The organism is Lactobacillus sp. OTU4228, from assembly GCF_001006945.1.
In the GTDB taxonomy this organism is placed as follows: Bacteria; Bacillota; Bacilli; order Lactobacillales; family Lactobacillaceae; genus Lactobacillus; species Lactobacillus amylovorus.
In genome coordinates, this window is sequence record NZ_CDLD01000033.1 from 142,239 (window position 1) to 158,006 (window position 15,768).

17 protein-coding genes and 2 pseudogenes are annotated in these 15,768 nt (G+C 36.4%); 8 read left to right on the forward strand and 11 right to left on the reverse strand.

The genetic code is table 11. The features are described 5' to 3' along the window. The first annotated feature begins 86 nt into the window (after nt 1–86). On the forward strand, nt 87–317 hold the full coding sequence (locus BN1206_RS06550) for a hypothetical protein (protein ID WP_052543091.1): 231 nt from the start codon (nt 87–89) through the stop codon (nt 315–317). Nucleotides 318–407: 90 nt separating this feature from the next. Here BN1206_RS06550 and BN1206_RS06555 read toward each other — a convergent pair whose 3' ends face one another. The 3 genes from BN1206_RS06555 to BN1206_RS06570 form a co-directional block, all read right to left on the reverse strand. Further along, the gene (locus BN1206_RS06555) at nt 408–2,174 is read right to left on the reverse strand and encodes an oligopeptide ABC transporter substrate-binding protein (RefSeq protein ID WP_052543092.1); all 1,767 of its coding nucleotides are present in this window, start codon (nt 2,172–2,174) and stop codon (nt 408–410) included. Between the two features lie 321 nt (nt 2,175–2,495). Beyond that, nucleotides 2,496–3,419, reverse strand: coding sequence for an SLAP domain-containing protein (locus tag BN1206_RS09555; RefSeq protein ID WP_082104761.1), 924 nt, complete (start codon nt 3,417–3,419; stop codon nt 2,496–2,498). 6 nt (nt 3,420–3,425) lie between these two features. Beyond that, the gene (locus BN1206_RS06570; protein WP_052543093.1) at nt 3,426–3,686 is read right to left on the reverse strand and encodes an SLAP domain-containing protein; all 261 of its coding nucleotides are present in this window, start codon (nt 3,684–3,686) and stop codon (nt 3,426–3,428) included. A gap of 220 nt (nt 3,687–3,906) precedes the next feature. Here BN1206_RS06570 and BN1206_RS06575 point away from each other — a divergent pair, with 220 nt between their 5' ends. From BN1206_RS06575 to BN1206_RS06585, 3 genes are all read left to right on the forward strand, one after another. Next, entirely contained in the window at nt 3,907–4,110 is a 204-nt protein-coding gene (locus BN1206_RS06575; RefSeq protein ID WP_052543094.1) for a hypothetical protein, read from the forward strand. Between the two features lie 124 nt (nt 4,111–4,234). After that, nucleotides 4,235–4,543: a hypothetical protein gene (locus BN1206_RS06580; RefSeq protein WP_014566022.1), complete on the forward strand. Its 309-nt coding sequence runs from the start codon at nt 4,235–4,237 to the stop codon at nt 4,541–4,543. An 11-nt stretch (nt 4,544–4,554) separates the two neighbouring features. Continuing rightward, a complete protein-coding gene (locus tag BN1206_RS06585) occupies nt 4,555–4,971 on the forward strand; it encodes a hypothetical protein (protein WP_014566023.1) in 417 nt (138 codons plus the stop codon). 39 nt (nt 4,972–5,010) lie between these two features. Here the strand turns inward: BN1206_RS06585 and BN1206_RS06590 are convergent, their stop codons facing one another. From BN1206_RS06590 to BN1206_RS06605, 4 genes are all read right to left on the reverse strand, one after another. Beyond that, nucleotides 5,011–6,249, reverse strand: coding sequence for a protein NO VEIN domain-containing protein (locus BN1206_RS06590; RefSeq protein WP_014566024.1), 1,239 nt, complete (start codon nt 6,247–6,249; stop codon nt 5,011–5,013). Between the two features lie 169 nt (nt 6,250–6,418). Next, complete coding sequence (locus BN1206_RS06595) at nt 6,419–6,757, reverse strand: hypothetical protein (RefSeq protein WP_014566025.1); 339 nt, start codon at nt 6,755–6,757, stop codon at nt 6,419–6,421. Between the two features lie 58 nt (nt 6,758–6,815). Beyond that, complete coding sequence (locus BN1206_RS06600) at nt 6,816–7,292, reverse strand: SLAP domain-containing protein (protein ID WP_231575988.1); 477 nt, start codon at nt 7,290–7,292, stop codon at nt 6,816–6,818. A 173-nt stretch (nt 7,293–7,465) separates the two neighbouring features. Beyond that, nucleotides 7,466–7,969, reverse strand: a complete 504-nt coding sequence (locus BN1206_RS06605; protein ID WP_014566027.1) for a nucleoside 2-deoxyribosyltransferase — start codon at nt 7,967–7,969, stop codon at nt 7,466–7,468. Between the two features lie 176 nt (nt 7,970–8,145). On the opposite strand from BN1206_RS06605, the gene BN1206_RS06610 reads away from it, so the two are divergent. The 4 genes from BN1206_RS06610 to BN1206_RS06625 all read left to right on the forward strand — a co-directional run bounded on the left by BN1206_RS06610 (nt 8,146) and on the right by BN1206_RS06625 (nt 12,916). After that, a complete protein-coding gene (locus tag BN1206_RS06610; protein ID WP_052543095.1) occupies nt 8,146–9,231 on the forward strand; it encodes a BMP family lipoprotein in 1,086 nt (361 codons plus the stop codon). 61 nt (nt 9,232–9,292) lie between these two features. Next, nucleotides 9,293–10,840 (forward strand): ABC transporter ATP-binding protein, encoded by a 1,548-nt coding sequence (locus BN1206_RS06615; protein WP_052543096.1) that lies wholly within the window; start codon nt 9,293–9,295, stop codon nt 10,838–10,840. After that, a complete protein-coding gene (locus BN1206_RS06620) occupies nt 10,821–11,963 on the forward strand; it encodes an ABC transporter permease (RefSeq protein WP_013642238.1) in 1,143 nt (380 codons plus the stop codon). The genes BN1206_RS06615 and BN1206_RS06620 overlap by 20 nt, the downstream gene beginning before the upstream one ends. Next, the gene (locus BN1206_RS06625) at nt 11,960–12,916 is read left to right on the forward strand and encodes an ABC transporter permease (RefSeq protein ID WP_013642239.1); all 957 of its coding nucleotides are present in this window, start codon (nt 11,960–11,962) and stop codon (nt 12,914–12,916) included. Before BN1206_RS06620 ends, BN1206_RS06625 begins: the two co-directional genes overlap by 4 nt. Before the next feature lie 67 nt (nt 12,917–12,983). Here the strand turns inward: BN1206_RS06625 and BN1206_RS06630 are convergent, their stop codons facing one another. The 4 genes and pseudogenes from BN1206_RS06630 to BN1206_RS09560 all read right to left on the reverse strand — a co-directional run. Further along, a complete protein-coding gene (locus BN1206_RS06630) occupies nt 12,984–13,349 on the reverse strand; it encodes a pyridoxamine 5'-phosphate oxidase family protein (RefSeq protein WP_013438333.1) in 366 nt (121 codons plus the stop codon). A gap of 67 nt (nt 13,350–13,416) precedes the next feature. Continuing rightward, nucleotides 13,417–14,916 (reverse strand): glutamate/gamma-aminobutyrate family transporter YjeM, encoded by a 1,500-nt coding sequence (yjeM, locus tag BN1206_RS06635; protein WP_052543097.1) that lies wholly within the window; start codon nt 14,914–14,916, stop codon nt 13,417–13,419. A 134-nt stretch (nt 14,917–15,050) separates the two neighbouring features. Then, nucleotides 15,051–15,476: pseudogene (locus tag BN1206_RS06640) on the reverse strand (cysteine hydrolase family protein); the annotation flags it as partial. Between the two features lie 180 nt (nt 15,477–15,656). After that, nucleotides 15,657–15,768 (reverse strand): annotated as a pseudogene (locus BN1206_RS09560) (RNA-guided endonuclease TnpB family protein); the annotation flags it as partial.

Here is a 15,768-nt window from a genome sequence, read left to right on the forward strand (position 1 = left end):
TAAGTCAAATTTAACTTTAATTTTTGTTTATTATTCAAAAAAATCATATAATATTTAACAGATTTAAAAAGACTGGGGAAAAGTTGATGTATGTTTTTTACCAAATCGGTATCTCAATAGGGATGATTTTAGTTGCGCTTGCTATCTATATTTTGCGCCAATCTATTAATGAAAGTTCACAGTTCACCATGGTTAATTACATCTTTGCCTTATCTATTGCCATTGGTGGCATCTTCATCATTGTAGCTAGCTTAGCGCCTATTCAGCCCCAGAACTGGTACACTAGCAGTTCACTTTGGAAAATTTTGATTGCATGATTCAGTACCTTAAGTAGTATTGAATCATTTTCTTTTTATTCTATTCGACTATTACCAGTCTCATAATTCAGACGAACACCATCTTTAACGTTAAGAAATTAACCACTTACTAAAGCCTACTTTATACCAAACACTATTTGCAGCTGCTGGTTTTAACGAGTAGTTCACGATCTTATTATTAACAGCTTGAATCGCATAAGAGTTAGTCATTGGTACAATATAAGCTTCATCGTTCATATATTGTTGCCATTTATGAAAAGCTGCTACCCGGTACTTGTGATTGAACGCCTTAGTAGAATCAATTTCATCAAGCAATTTATTGTTTTCCTTGGTAACGAATCTAGAGTCATTCATTGGGTTAGTTTCGCTGTACATCCCTCTTGGTGAAGGCTCTGATGACAATGACCAAGCTGCCATAAACATATCGATATTTTTATCATCGTGGTCCAGTTTGTCGTAGAAGGAATTGAACTCAATTAATCTGCCACCAGTTAAGCTGACATGCAAGCCGATTTTATGCCACTGTTGAATATAATTCTGAATAATCGGCTCTTGCACTGCGGAACCTGTCATTGCGGCCAAGTGAATACTCAAAGGCTTGCCATTAGGCTGAGCCCTCCATTTACCTTTCTTCTTGTAGCCAGCTTTATCCAATAATTGGTTGGCTTTCTTTAAATTGTATGGAAAGCCTTTTGCATTTTTATCGAAGTAATCGCTAAATTGAGCAGGAATCAAAGTTGGCACTCTGAAAGTCAAACCTTGCGTGTATCTCTTTTCAACTTGATTAATATTCATGGCATAGGCAATTGCCTGACGCAAAGATTTATTATTCATCTTAGAATTCTTGTCCATGACATTCTTGCCATTCTCCCACTTCCCGACTTTGAAGCCTAAGTAACTATATGCAAGAGGGATCTTAGCAATAAAGTTAGTATTCTTAGCGTTCTTAGCGTTCTTAACGGCTTGCCAATCAGAGTTAACTACATCTGCAATATCAAACTTGTGACTCTTAATTGCTTGACTGGCTGATTTAGTCGAAACAACTTGCGCCACAATCTTATTCAACTTTGGTTTGCCTCTCCAATAATATTTATTGGGAACCCAAGTTACTGACTGACCTCTGACAACTTTGCTAACTTTATATGGTCCAAAGAATAATGGATCTTTTCTGATTTGATCTGATGAAACTAATTTACTGAAAGGTACATCCTTTAAATGATGATATGGAGCTGCCGTTTCAATAAAATAGTCATTACCAGATTGCAACATCCCTGGCTTCATTGCTAAAAAATGAATGACAATAGTTCTGCCATTTTCACCATCAGGATAAGTTATGCCTGAAATAGTTTTCGCTTTGCCATTGTGATAGGCTTTCATTCCTACGATATTAGCTAGAGAATCTGAGTACCGTAGACTGTTGGTAGCTTTATTGGCAGTCATTTCATATGGATATTCCAAATCCTTAGCAACCACTTGCTTGCCATCGGACCACTTAACTCCTTTCTTAACAGTAATTGTTACTGTCTTGGCTTTCTTGGCTAATTTAAAAGTAGCTGGGCCTTTATTAGTAATCTTATATTGATTATCAGTATCGAACAAAGCCTCATTACCAAATTGCATTACGTCTGAATCCACTTGATCAACTGATAACTGACTATCAAAAATTCCTTTAAAAGGAGTATCAGTTTCAATAGCATAGGTTAAAGTCCCACCCTGTTTTGCTATCTTTTGTGGGGTTTGTTCAGGAAACTTATTCGCAGGCTTGGCTGCATTCTTATTATTTTGACCACATGCAGTTAAACTTAAAGCTGCACCAATAAGTAAACTGGTAGTACTGATAAATTTAATAGCTTTCATAGTCGTTTCTCTTTTCTAAAAAATAAAAAGGCCCACATCCCAATTAAGGAATGTGAACCTTCATAGAATAATTAGTAAATCAATTATCTGAGATTAGGATCGCCGCACACCATAATTTAGGATCACAAATAAACCATCATTTTGGTGGCGGCGGCGTAATTCTACTGTTAATGCGCTTTGTGATTCTAACATGATATGTGACTCCTTTCTTAAATAAATTTAATGTTATATTGATCTTTCTTTTAGCTATTGTCAATAAATATTTTAGAATTTTTTATTGACATAAAAAGCACCGTCAAACGACAGCGCTTCAATATTTTTCTACTTTTTAGCTAACTTGGTAGCCTCTTCTGCAGTATTTTGAGTCTTAACTTTTAAACCTTTGAAAGTAACATCACTTGCCTTTACATAAACACTACCAATATTTTGCTTAACCCAAGTGTATTCATATTTACTATGTGGATCACGCATTGAAAAAGTAGTACCAATTAAGTGATAGAAAAGTTTTGCTTTCTTTTCACTAGGTACCCAAATGTAACGAGCATAATCAACCTGATAATTGTTCTCAGGCAAAAAGTTGCCACGAGCTGCCTTTTCCAAATATTTGCCACCTAAATCAACTAGCTGACCTTGATCATTGTAAAGTGGTGTAGTCTTTTCTAGGCCTTGTTTAAAAGTAACCAACGATTGAGTTGATTCCGCAAAATTATGATTATTATCCATGAAGAATCTAAAGCTAAAATTCCCCTCATCTTCATCTGGATAATCACCTGCATCAGTCCAGTACAAGAATTGGTCCTTGGTGCCAGCTATTCTGACGTACAATTGTGGGTCAGTGTAGTCAGTATCGATCAAAACCTGATCAATCTTAACTTTGCTACCAGCACGAACAACTTTAGAAGTTTCCTTTAAATCTTTGTTCAAAACATACATATCAGCACGGGGAATTACATAAGTTGGTTGCTTTGTGAAGACATATTGACCATTGATTTTACTTACATTCAGTGCCTTAACATAAGCACCGCTGCCAACGTAATAGTAAAGTTCACGTGAAGTTTCTGTCAATTTGCCAGCATATTTAATCTTTTGATTACGAGTTACAGTTACCTTGCCACCACGATATGATTTCAAACGCTTGCCGTTTTTGTCATAAACGTAACCTTTACGAGCAATATTAATTACACCCTTGTTGCTAATACTGCCTAAGCAATTAGACTTAATATAACCATTGTCACCAAGCCACACGTAATTTTAACCATTATTAATTCTGATTACTGGAAAACTATCGCTTGACAGAAGTGAAATGCGACTAGTAATCCAAACAGGCTTACCATAAGTCTTAATTGTGCTATTACTCTTAACTTTTTTCTTGCCAGTATAAAAATTACCCTTTTCGTTATAAAGCGTGATACCATTTGCACTAGTTTTAATTGTTTTTTTGATGGCTTTCTTGCTAGCTGCAAAAACCGGCTCATTGTTTTGAGTCAAAGCGATAGCTGGACTCAATGCCATTAAAGTTGCAGCTGAAACTAAGATGATTTTTTATTGAGTTTCATAATTTTATCTCGTAAAATATATACTTTTAATTTTTATTTTAGTTTTTCTTATGAATATAGTCTATCTTTATGCCCTCTACAAATTTTTATACATTCAATACCTAAAGAACTACAATAGTGATGTATAGAGGTACAGCCAAAGCACTCGCACTCTGAATAACAGAAAGGAAGATTTCATGAAATATCTATCAAGAAATCAAGCAGAACAATGGCTGAATCAACATACGCTTTATGGTCAAAAGAAAAAATTATTCACTAACAAGTTTATGAAGAGATTGAAGAACTCCTATCGTTTGTTTCCCGACAAACACACCATCTTCGGGAAAAAATACAGCTTGTTGGAACTAAAGGAATATGCTCATGATGTAAACCCTAGATAATTTGCTTAAGCAAAAAGGCACCACTTAAATGCGATGCCTCTTATTATACATATTTTTACTAAAATGACAGGTTGATACCTTTCATCAAATGATTCAAGATTATATTATATTTTAAGGAGAACTCATGAAAAAAGTAACAGACTTACCTGATAAAAATAAACGACCAAAGAATAAACCGCGAAAACAGATTAAAGTTAATAGTTTTGCAACGGCAATGTTGGCTAAGGCTGAACAAGATAAGTACAAAGGTCCACAAGCCGTTGATGAGAACGGTCATACAAAAGAAGATCCTAAAGAAAAATATGAAAATGATGCTGTTACGGAATTCTGGAATGCTCTCTTTCCTAAAATTGATTCTGAGATAGCGAAAAAGGATAAGCGTAGAACTAAAATTGATCCTTCTAAGGTGATTAATTTTAAGGATAAGAAATAAGACATTTAAAAATGAAGAGAAAAATTATTACTGTAGTTTTAAGCATACTCGCAGCTATTAGTTTTATCACTATATTCAACAACGGTCTTAATAATAAAAAGGTTGAAGCAACTCGGCTTCATCGTTATACCATACCTGCACGTTATTGTGGACATTGGCAGAATAAAAAACACAAATGGCAATGGATAAATATCACTAAACATACTATTTGTGGTGAATATCTGTCAAAGCATCCAATGACTACTTATCATGGTTCTAATGCTTTGAACATGAGAATGAAACCATCTACACATTACTATTTAGCTTGGCGAGGTGGAAAAAATCTTTGGTTCTGTTGTCCAGGTGGTGAAGAAAGTAATGTCTATCGTAGTGGATCTAAATTAAAATTTCGTGTTGATACATGGACAATGACTTTACAACGTCGTTAAACAATAGCATCCCCATTAACTAAAATGGGAATGCTATTTTTATTTTTTTATTTTCACATTAACCTGATACTTTACAGGAATTATCTCGGCCAAGTTATCCTTCAAAGGATTTTTTATCTTGTAAATAATAGGTTGCTTTTTTACATCAAATACTCGATAAATCCAATAATTAGAAAGAGATAATGCATGTTGTCTTTCATTTTCAGTCATAATAAAACTAAATTTATTACTTACTTTATCAGTGGTACTTTTAACTTCAATTTGTCTCGGAGTACCATCTTTTTCAAAAGAAAGAATATCATACCCAATAGTATCAGATTTCTTTGATTGCCATTGAATCTGCCTTTGAAGATTGCCAAATTCTGCTAGCCTTTTCTTTTCGTATTCAAATACTTCTCTCTCACCCAATTCTCCTACATCTAGGTTAGCTTTCTGTTTGGTTACATAGTCTACTTTAGAAATGAATCTCTTTTGAGATTGTGGATTTTTAGCTTTATATTTTACAGCTGTTTTATTAAAAGCAACTGGAAACTCTGGACTATCTTCTCTAGGAGGCAATGGTACTATTTGTTCAAGTTTGACTGCTTTATAGTTCTTGCTACCATTAAACTGATTTTCTTCACCTAATTTATATGCAGCTGGAAAAAGGTGATAAAAGTAATTACCAAATTTGATATTATTCCAATTTTTAGTAGCATTATCTTCATACTTCAATTTTAAAAGGAGTCGTTGTTTTTCAAAAAGTGAGATATTTCTTGAAACCGAATTCCCATAGAATTGAAATACAAAATAATCCAACATTCTTTTAGAAAAAATATTTAAGTACTTTTCTGGATAATATATCGACAGAATTTTCATTTTAACCATGGGTGCAAGAGGATGAGTTTCAATTACTTTCTGATTATTTGAATTCCCAGCTTCAATCAAATCTGCAATTGATTCTCTTAATTTTTTAAAGGACAATTTTAAATTTGGATTATCTTTAGGGGTCTGCCATACTTTATTAATTAAGTATTTTTGATATTTCTGACTATAATAAATACCAAATTTTGAAGCTGTTGCGCCTTTAATGCTTCCTAATCCACTAAGTTCTCTTTCAAGACGATTACAAAAACTATCTTTGTTACCTTTTCCTTCAATATATTCAGCTACAGTCATCTTGTTTCTGATGTAGTCTACTGGAAAAGTATTAATAAAATTGCTTCTTAAATCTTCTAAAATTTGATCCTGAGAATCATAGGAATCTAGCATATAGTCAAATTGTGTTAGGCTTCGCATAACATTTACCTCCGCGTTGCATCTTATCAAGAGTATTCAGTTTTAATACTGAATGTAATAATAGAATTATTTTATTCTAACTCCTTAATGTAAGACAAGTATAAGAAAGTTAAGTTTATACCATAAAAAAGCTCCGCTTTACACGGAGCTTTTTCATATCTAGTTCAAATTAAGGTCTCTTCCAACCAGTAATTTGGTTATATGGAACTTGGAATACATGGCCGTTATTACCTTCAACTTCAACTACATATTCACCATCACCATTGATCATCAAATCTGGATAATTAAGATTTACTTCTTTACCTGCCTTCAAAGTCATTCTAGGATAATCAAGATCAGGAATGGAAACCACATTAACTGTTGGGACGAATGAAATCTTTCCCTTAGAATTAGTGTATTTCTTGATATTTGCTAACTTATCTTTATAAGTGCCATCATAAGTCTTAAAGTCTAAGTCAATTGAATTTGGTATTACCTTCGTTACCACCAAATTCAATTTCAGGGCCATTATTACCACCATGAACAGAAACATCTATTTCATCATCTTCACTTGGAATTTTGATAGCTTAGCCCTTAAGAACTTTAGAATCTCCATCATCGTCATATGCTTTGGTATCACGAATAGCAACCAAGTTACCATTCTTTCTATTCTTCAACCAACCCTTGTATACAGCAAGCTTAGCTGGATCTACTGGTGCAATATCGTCATCAGTAGTATCTGAAGAATTGTTAGAAGTACTTTGATCAGTTTTTTTCACGGCTTTTTTCTTTGCCGAAGCCAAGTTAGAAACTAAAACGTACTTGTTCTTGCCAATACGCGCATATTTCTTACCCCTGATGGTCTTATAACCGTAAATCTTGATTTTCATGCCCTTCTTCAAATACTTCTTATGAGTGCGTTTACCATGGCTAGTGTAAATAGCGGCATTACGTTTCAACTTTCTAGAAACAGTTTTTGCTTCAACCACCTCTGCATTGCTATTAGCAGCAATTGCAGTTGTACCAACTGATAGCAAGGTAATTGCGGCCATGCTAGTAAACAAAGTCTTTTTTTAATTCATTTTCTAAATCCTTATTACTAAAAGATTTTCTCTTTTATATTTTAATATCTCAAGACTCAAAAACAGGCATATCTGCAATATTACAGGAGCAAATCATGAATTTAATTTTTATCTAATACAAAAAAGCATCCCCATCGGGATGCTTTTAACTTTTTCTAATAAATGCCATAACCTGTCACAGGAATATAAGGCGTCCAATTGAAATCATACTCAGCTAGTTTTTCTAACTCCGTATTACCATCAATAATCGCAGTAACGCCTTGCGCAATCATCAGGTTCATCTTCTTCGGTCTCTCCGGATGTTCAGTAAATGGCACCAACACTACTGGCTTATGATTTGCTCGCATGAAGCCAATTTCAAACGCACAACCATCATCTAGGATATCCATGTCATATAAAAACACGCCACAAGTAGCACTGTTGATCCCATTAAGGTCATTTTGAAAAGTACCAACTCGCCAAGTCATGCTTCTCTGACCACCAATTTCCGGATTCTTTTCTTCAGGATCAACAAAATCATAATCGAATGGAAAATGTACTTTGGCAATGGTTGGATTCTTAGCCAATATTTCTTTTGCCCTTTCCACTCGTTCATGATCTATCTCTCGATTGAATGATCCACCTAAATAGATCTTACCGGTTGCGATTTTCTTTTGCATTTAGTTTTTCCTCTCAGAATATTAATTTTAAAAGCAGTATATCACATATTATTCGTTTTTCGCACTATATATAGACATAATTTGTTTGTTTTAAATTTTATATTGACATAACACGTACATTAATTTATCATTTTAATCGAATCATTCTCAAAATAATATCAATTCTGGAGGTAGAAATGAACTCAAAGTTCAAAAAGATTTTATCAGTTGGTGCGATTGTATTTGCGGCAGGTTTAGCCTTAACCGCTTGTTCGGGCAAGAAGCAAGGTGCTTCAACTAACAAGGATACCAAACACGGTATTGCCTTAATCACCGACCAAAACGGTGTTGACGACCATTCCTTTAACCAAGCTGCGTGGGCTGGATTTAAAGCTTACGGTAAAGAACATGGCTTAAAGCAAGGCAAGGGCGGTTATCAATACTTCCAATCAAGTGGTCCTTCCGATTTCGTTCCCAACTTCGACCAAGCTTCTAAGGCTGGTTATCAAACCATCTTCGGTGTCGGTTTCGAATTACAACAAGCAGTTAGTCAGGCTGCCAAGAAGAATCCTAAGAAGAACTTCGTAATCATCGACAGTGTAGTTAATGGTCAAAAGAATGTTGCTTCTGTCACCTTCAAGAGTAATGAAGCTTCCTATCTCGGCGGTTTAGCTGCAGCTTACACAACTAAGACCAACAAAGTCGGCTTTATTGGCGGTGCTAAATCAGCCATCATTGATTTATTTGAAGCTGGCTTTAAGCAAGGTGTAGCCGACGGTGCTAAGGCGCTTCATAAAAAGATCACCGTTCAAACTCAATACATCGGTAACTTCACTGCTACTGATAAAGCTAAGTCAATTGCTCAATCAATGTACGCTAACAAGGCAGACATTATTTACCAAGCAGCAGGCAACGCTGGTAACGGTGTCTTCCAAGAAGCTAAGGATTACAACCAAACATTACCAGCCGACAAGAAAGTTTGGGTAATTGGGGTTGATGTTGATCAATCCGGATTAGGTAACTACACTGCTAAGAACGGTAAGAAAGCTAACTTTACTTTAACTTCTGTCTTAAAGGGCTTGAACGTTGCCACTAAGAGTATTGCCGATGATGCTTACAACGACAAGTTTCCAGGTGGCAAGCACCTTGTTTACGGCTTGAAAGACAACGGTGTTTCTATCACTAAAGGTCAATTAAGTGACAAGGCATGGCAAGCTGTTCAAAAGGCTCGTACTCAAATCCTCGATGGCAAGATCAAGGTTGCAACCAAGCCAAGTAAATAAATCTTAACAGTCAAAAACTCTTCGTCTTGGCGGAGAGTTTTTTAATAGAAAACTAAAAATTATGGAAAAACAAAATACAGTTATTGAAATGAAGCATATCGTTAAAGACTTTAACGGATTTAAAGCCAATAACGATATTAATCTAAAATTACATCAAGGTGAAATTCTAGCACTGCTCGGAGAAAATGGTGCGGGTAAATCAACTTTAATGAGTATCCTCTCCGGCCTGCTTGAACCAACTTCTGGTGAAATCATAGTCAACGGTAAAAAAGTTACTATTGATAACCCAACAGCTGCTAAAAAACTAGGTATTGGAATGGTGCATCAACACTTTATGCTCGCTCATTCTTTTACCGTTTTAGAAAACATCATCTTAGGTCACGAAACGACTAATGGTCCTTTCTTAGACATTAAAAAAGCACGTGAAAAAGTCTTAGCCCTTTCAGAGCGCTATCACCTGGCCATTGATCCTGATGAAAAAATAGCTAACATCACCGTTGCTCAACAACAAAGAGTAGAAATTCTTAAAGTCCTCTACTGTGGTGCTAATATTCTTATCTTTGATGAACCTACCGCAGTTTTAACGCCTCAAGAAATTACTGAATTTATGACTATTCTTAAAGGACTAGCTCATGAAGGCAAATCGATTATTTTGATCACTCATAAACTAGAGGAAATCAAACAGGTTGCTAATCAAGTAACTATCATTCGAGCAGGGCAAGACGTTGGAACTTATTCAGTTAAGAAAATTAGCGACCAACAAATGGCAGAGTTAATGGTTGGTCACTCTGTAGAAATGAAATTGACTAAAAAAGCAGAAAAGCTTGGCAAGGAAATTCTTAAAGTTAAAAATCTTCAAGTTAAAGAAAGCCGTGGCAGTTTAGCAGTTAAAGATCTTTCCTTCTCTATTCGTGCAGGCGAAATCTTAGGAATTGCTGGTATCGACGGCAATGGACAAGACGAATTAGTTGAGGCAATTACAGGATTGCGCCGAGTAGACAACGGTCACGTAATTATTAAAGATCAAGATATGACCAATAAATCTACTAGAAAGATTACAGAACAGGGCGTAGCTAACATCCCCGCCGATCGACAAAAATATGGTCTAATTTTACAAATGTCCATTGCGGATAACCTCGCTTTGCAAAGCTACTATCAGCAACCATTTTCTAGACATGGCATTATCAACTTTGCAGCAATCAAAGAACATGCTCAAAAAGCCATTAAAAAGTTTGATATTAGAACTACTAGCAGTGATCTTCCAGCTGGTGAACTTTCCGGTGGTAATCAGCAAAAAGTAATTATTGCCCGGGAACTTGAAAGAAACAGCGACTTAATCATCGCCTTCCAGCCCACCCGTGGCTTAGATGTCGGTGCAATTGAGTATATTCACAAACAATTATTAAAAGAACGAGACGCGGGTAAAGCTATTTTGCTTGTTTCTTATGAATTAAACGAAATCATGCAGTTATCTGACAGAATTCTGGTTTTACATCATGGTCAAAAATCTGGGATCGTTCAACCAGAACAAACCACCAAAACCGAATTAGGTCTTTTAATGACTGGCGTGAAGAAAGAAGGAAAAGATCTTGATCAAAGTTTCAGCTAAAGAAAAACGGTATCTGGTACCGCTTATCTCTGTAATTGCCGGTTTCTTAGTCGGTGCAATAATTATGCTTATTTGGAGCTACAATCCAATAACTGCTTATGCATCTATGTTTTCTAGTGCTTTAGGCAATATGAATGGCTTAGGAGAAACAATTCGTGAAGCCACTCCCCTTCTTTTTACCGCAGTTGGTTTTGCCATTGCTTCAAAAGCGGGATTCTTCAACATTGGTTTACCTGGACAAGCTCAAGCTGGCTGGTTAACTTCCGTTTGGTTTGTGTTAGCCAATCCCAATATGCCTAAGTACATCTTATTGCCATTAGCAATCATTACCGGGGCACTTGCCGGAGCAATCGTTGCTGGTATTGCCGGCTTTTTACGAGCATACTTTGGAACCAATGAAGTTATCACGACTATCATGCTAAATTACATCGTACTTTATGTTTGCCAATATCTTATGCAGCAAATCATGCCTGAAAACTTACGCAATGGCACAGATACTACAAAGAATATCTCTAGCAATGGCAGTCTTCATTTAGAATGGCTAAGTAAAATGTTCGGTGATTCTCGAATAAATGCAGGAATCTTTTTAGGGATTATTGCCATTATTGTTTACTGGTTCTTGATGAAAAAGACAACCGTCGGCTTTGAAATTAAAGCCGTGGGTCTCAATCCATTTGCCAGTCGTTATGCGGGGATGTCTGCTAAAAAGAATATCATTCTTTCCATGTTGCTTTCCGGTGCTTTTGCGGGAATTGGTGGCGTAGTTCAAGGTTTAGGGACTTACCAAAACTACTTTACACAAACCAGTAGTATTGATATTGGTTGGGACGGATTATCAGTCGCATTATTAGGCAACAGTACAGCTTTCGGAATTTTAATTGCTGCCTTTTTATTCTCCATTCTTAAAATTGGTGGTTTAGGGATGCAGACTGTTGCAGGCGTTCCTTACGAAATTGTCTCCATCGTTATCGCCGCCATCATCTTCTTTATCGCCATCAAATACGTCTTTGATCTGCTCTTCAAAGTTAAAAAGCACCCTCTCAAGAGAGGGCAAGAAATTGGTCCTAATAATGGCGTTGACGGACCAAATATCAAATTATCAAAAGAAGGAAATACTCTATGAACCTCACCTCACTTCTAGCATTAATCGTTTCTTCAACTTTAGTCTATTCAGCTCCTCTAATTTTGACATCCTTAGGTGGTGTCTACAGTGAAAACTCTGGTATCGTCAATATCGGGCTTGAAGGTATTATGACTGTTGGAGCTTTTACTTCAATTATTTTTAACCTAACCTTCGCCAAAACATTTGGCTCTGCAACTCCATGGTTGGGTGCCTTAGTTGGAGCAATCTTTGGCTTAATCTTTTCTATTCTGCATGCTTTTGCCACGATTAATCTTCATGCCGATCACATCATCAGTGGTACCGTACTAAATCTATTAGCTCCTCCTTTAGGCGTATTTTTAATCAAAGCAATTTACGAGAAAGGTCAAACTCCTAACATTACTGCTAATTTTGGTTATGCAGATATTCCAGTCCTTGCTCAAATTCCAGTTATTGGTAAGATTTTCTTCACTAATACTTCTGCACCAGCTTGGTTAGCCATCATTTTAACTATCATTCTTTGGTTCGTTCTTTACAAAACTAAATTAGGTTTGCGCCTGCGTTCAACTGGTGAAAATCCTCAGGCTGCAGATACTCTGGGCATCAACGTTTACAAAATGCGTTACATTGGTGTTTTGACTTCTGGTTTAATGGCTGGTCTAGGTGGTGCAGTTTTTGCTCAATCCATCTCTGGTAACTTCTCAATTTCTACCATTGTTGGTCAAGGATTTATGGCTTTAGCTGCTGTTATCTTTGGTAAATGGAATCCTGTTGGTGCAATGCTATCTTCTCTTTTCTTTGGTTTTGCTCAAAGTTTGAGCATCATTGGTAACCAATTACCAGGTATCGCTAAGATTCCAACAGTTTATATGCAAATTGCGCCGTACGTTATTACCATTCTTGTACTTGTTCTCTTCCTTGGTAAGTCGGTCGCTCCAGCTGCAGATGGTGTTAACTACATTAAATCTAAATAATTAATATTTATTTCAATCAAAAAAGGCATCCCAAATAGGGTGCCTTTTAACATAGAAAAATTTTCAATTAAGCATCAATTTCATCAATCTTGATATTGACTACAAATGCATTAGGAAACTTGGTGTCCTTTAAAATATTTTTGGCATAGTCATCATCTTCATGAATTTCAGCAAAGCCTCTAACACGTAATGCCTTGTGAGTTGGGACATCGGCAACTACGATAGCTGCTTCTGAACCATTCTTCAAGTTGGCAAAAGCTTCAGACTTAGTCTTTTCTAAATATTGAACAGTAGTTGCGTCAATGGCCTTAAGTGAAGCTTTAGGACCAACTGCTGGCTTGCCTTCCTTGTTGACAGTTGCCATGTATGGCAAGTGTTCATTAAAGAACTTGATTTGTTCATCAGTGAGTTTGTTTGTATCTAATTTTTTCATGATTAACTTAGCATCCTTTCTATATCTTTTTTCCATTATAAACATACTTGATAGAAATGTTTAGCGATTAGTTTAAAACTTTTTCCTTATGTTCGCGATATGAATAGTAAATCCACGCAACCAGACCGAATGCTACCGGACCAATAGCTGTCCAGAATGAAGTTTGATAATCACCAGTAAAGAGCGGTTCGATACAAGTAAAGATGATACCAATAGCCACAACCAACCAGACAATAATTGTCGTTGCCCATACTTTTTTCTTACCCTCAATAAAGACAAATGGACGATCTAAATCCTTCTTTGCCTTAAAGAAAGGATAAGCAGCAATCAAGAACAAATATGGTGCAGATGAAGATACGTTCATCATATCCATCAAGATCGTGTAGAATTGACTCGCTGCATTGCCACCAAATGAAATAAATAAGATGATTACACTAACGATGATTGCTTGCAACCACATTGAACGTTCAGGCATATTATGCTTATTTAGTTGAACAAGTTTCTTAGGCAAAAGACGCGGATCACAGCCTTCAATAAATGACTTAATTGGTGAATAAACCATTAGGAAGGCAGCAGCAATACCTGATAGAACATCGGCAATCCCAGCAAAGTGTGAGAAAGCTGAACCAATAGCCAAAGAAGCAGATTGTGATAAGCCTAAACTATGTCCAGTTACTACACCTAAGTTATTGATTAAAACATATTCAACATTAGCCAAGTCAACGCCCTTGGCTCCTAATTCCTTATTCCAGTTAACGGCAACACCACACATGAAAATGTTCACTACGTAGAGTGTAGTCATCATGATCATCGCAATGATCAAACCTTTGGGGTAAGTCTTTTCGGGTTTGTCTACTGAGTCAATCACACCGGAAGTTGTTTCCAAACCACCATATGCAAATAAGGCATAAACAATAAATGAAATAACCGCAATTGGAGATTGAAATGATGGATTAGGCGAATGAACTAAATTCTGCGCAGTAACTGGTTCAGCTAACTGGCCACGATTTAAAATAAAGACCAATAAAGAAACTACAGTGAAGCCAATAGCGATTGCCAAAGTAAAGATCCCACCAATATTATTGATGGCCTTTATTTTATCAATCCCTTTGGCTGCACAAAAAGTTACGATTGCTAGGAAAACAACTTCTAAGATTCCTAAAAGCTGGGTTGAGGTCAATGGCCCTAAATACCAGCTTTGTGTGGTATCATGTCCAAACATAGCAGTAGACACTGAAACCAAGAAGAATTGGGTTGATGAAACCAACCAGACTACCCAGGCGGATAGCCAAATAAAAGTTCCGATGAATGCTACTTTTTCATTAGTAGAACCCTCTAACCAGGAAAATATCCCACCTTTAATCCCTTTAAAGGCAGCACCATATTCCGCAAAGATCAATGCAGATGGCAAGAAGAACAAGATAGCTGACACGATATACCAAATGATACTTGCATAGCCCATTTGGTAAAAAGCGGTCAGCGAATTACTAAATCCAAAAATAGAAGAGAAAATCATCAAAACTAGACTGCCAAGTCTAATTTTGACCTGATTATCTTTCTTCTCCATAAATAAAAATACAACTCCTTTATAAAAACAAACATTACTTATTATGAACCATAAACGAACATTTTTCAAAAGAGCATTTAAAAGACACCCCTTTCATGGGATGTCTTGCGTAAATTTATTAGAAATAATTTGTCTTACTTCACAATTTCAGCACCCAAACAAGTCTTAAAGTGATTCAAGGCACACTTATGACCAGTTTGATCAAAACTTGCTACGCCATTTTCATGCACAACCAAGTTATAGCAACGATTATACGCGTCCATTGCCGTGTGCAGAACACAAATGTCGGTGCAGACACCTGTCAAGTGTAAGGTATCGATCTTCCGCTCACGCAAAATTAGATCAAGAGGCGTACCCGCAAAAGCAGAATAGCGTGTCTTATCCATCAAAATCACGTGATCATTATCTTTGTGATCTTCGTACCACTTACCTACCTTACCGTATAATTCACGACCCCAGGTATTAGGCAAATTATGTGGTGGGAAGAGCTTGGTTTCAGGATGATATGGATCGTCTTTGAAGTGCTTGTCTGTTGGGAAAATTACCCACTTGCCTTCTTGTCAACTACCCTAGACTGAAGTCTAGGGCTTAGTGGCTCGTTAGCTTGCGCTAACCAGAACACCAACTTGCTTAGATACGAACTTGACTTACCAGCAATAGTCTTTTGACTATTGCCGATAGAGGTCGTCTAATTACCAAAGCCTTTTAAGTCCGCGAGTTGCTAGCGGACTGCAGCCTTTCTAGGCTGCTTTTTTTATTTTAGGATTCTGCCAATTGCCTAATCCTTTTTCTAAGATGTTCACGGCCGCATTCCAATCACGAATATGGGGCATTCGACAAATTGGACAAGTC

Bases quoted from the DNA above. Each gene is read 5' to 3' on its own strand.
- BN1206_RS06605 (WP_014566027.1), bottom strand. From the start codon at position 7,969: ATGCAAAAGAAAATCGCAACCGGTAAGATCTATTTAGGTGGATCATTC.
- BN1206_RS06585 (WP_014566023.1), top strand. From the start codon at position 4,555: ATGAAGAGAAAAATTATTACTGTAGTTTTAAGCATACTCGCAGCTATT.
- BN1206_RS06610 (WP_052543095.1), top strand. From the start codon at position 8,146: ATGAACTCAAAGTTCAAAAAGATTTTATCAGTTGGTGCGATTGTATTT.
- BN1206_RS06570 (WP_052543093.1), bottom strand. From the start codon at position 3,686: ATGGCATTGAGTCCAGCTATCGCTTTGACTCAAAACAATGAGCCGGTT.
- BN1206_RS06550 (WP_052543091.1), top strand. From the start codon at position 87: ATGTATGTTTTTTACCAAATCGGTATCTCAATAGGGATGATTTTAGTT.
- BN1206_RS06555 (WP_052543092.1), bottom strand. From the start codon at position 2,174: ATGAAAGCTATTAAATTTATCAGTACTACCAGTTTACTTATTGGTGCA.
- BN1206_RS06575 (WP_052543094.1), top strand. From the start codon at position 3,907: ATGAAATATCTATCAAGAAATCAAGCAGAACAATGGCTGAATCAACAT.
- BN1206_RS06595 (WP_014566025.1), bottom strand. From the start codon at position 6,757: ATGGCCCTGAAATTGAATTTGGTGGTAACGAAGGTAATACCAAATTCA.
- BN1206_RS06590 (WP_014566024.1), bottom strand. From the start codon at position 6,249: ATGCGAAGCCTAACACAATTTGACTATATGCTAGATTCCTATGATTCT.
- BN1206_RS06615 (WP_052543096.1), top strand. From the start codon at position 9,293: ATGGAAAAACAAAATACAGTTATTGAAATGAAGCATATCGTTAAAGAC.
- BN1206_RS06580 (WP_014566022.1), top strand. From the start codon at position 4,235: ATGAAAAAAGTAACAGACTTACCTGATAAAAATAAACGACCAAAGAAT.
- yjeM (WP_052543097.1), bottom strand. From the start codon at position 14,916: ATGGAGAAGAAAGATAATCAGGTCAAAATTAGACTTGGCAGTCTAGTT.
- BN1206_RS06630 (WP_013438333.1), bottom strand. From the start codon at position 13,349: ATGAAAAAATTAGATACAAACAAACTCACTGATGAACAAATCAAGTTC.
- BN1206_RS06625 (WP_013642239.1), top strand. From the start codon at position 11,960: ATGAACCTCACCTCACTTCTAGCATTAATCGTTTCTTCAACTTTAGTC.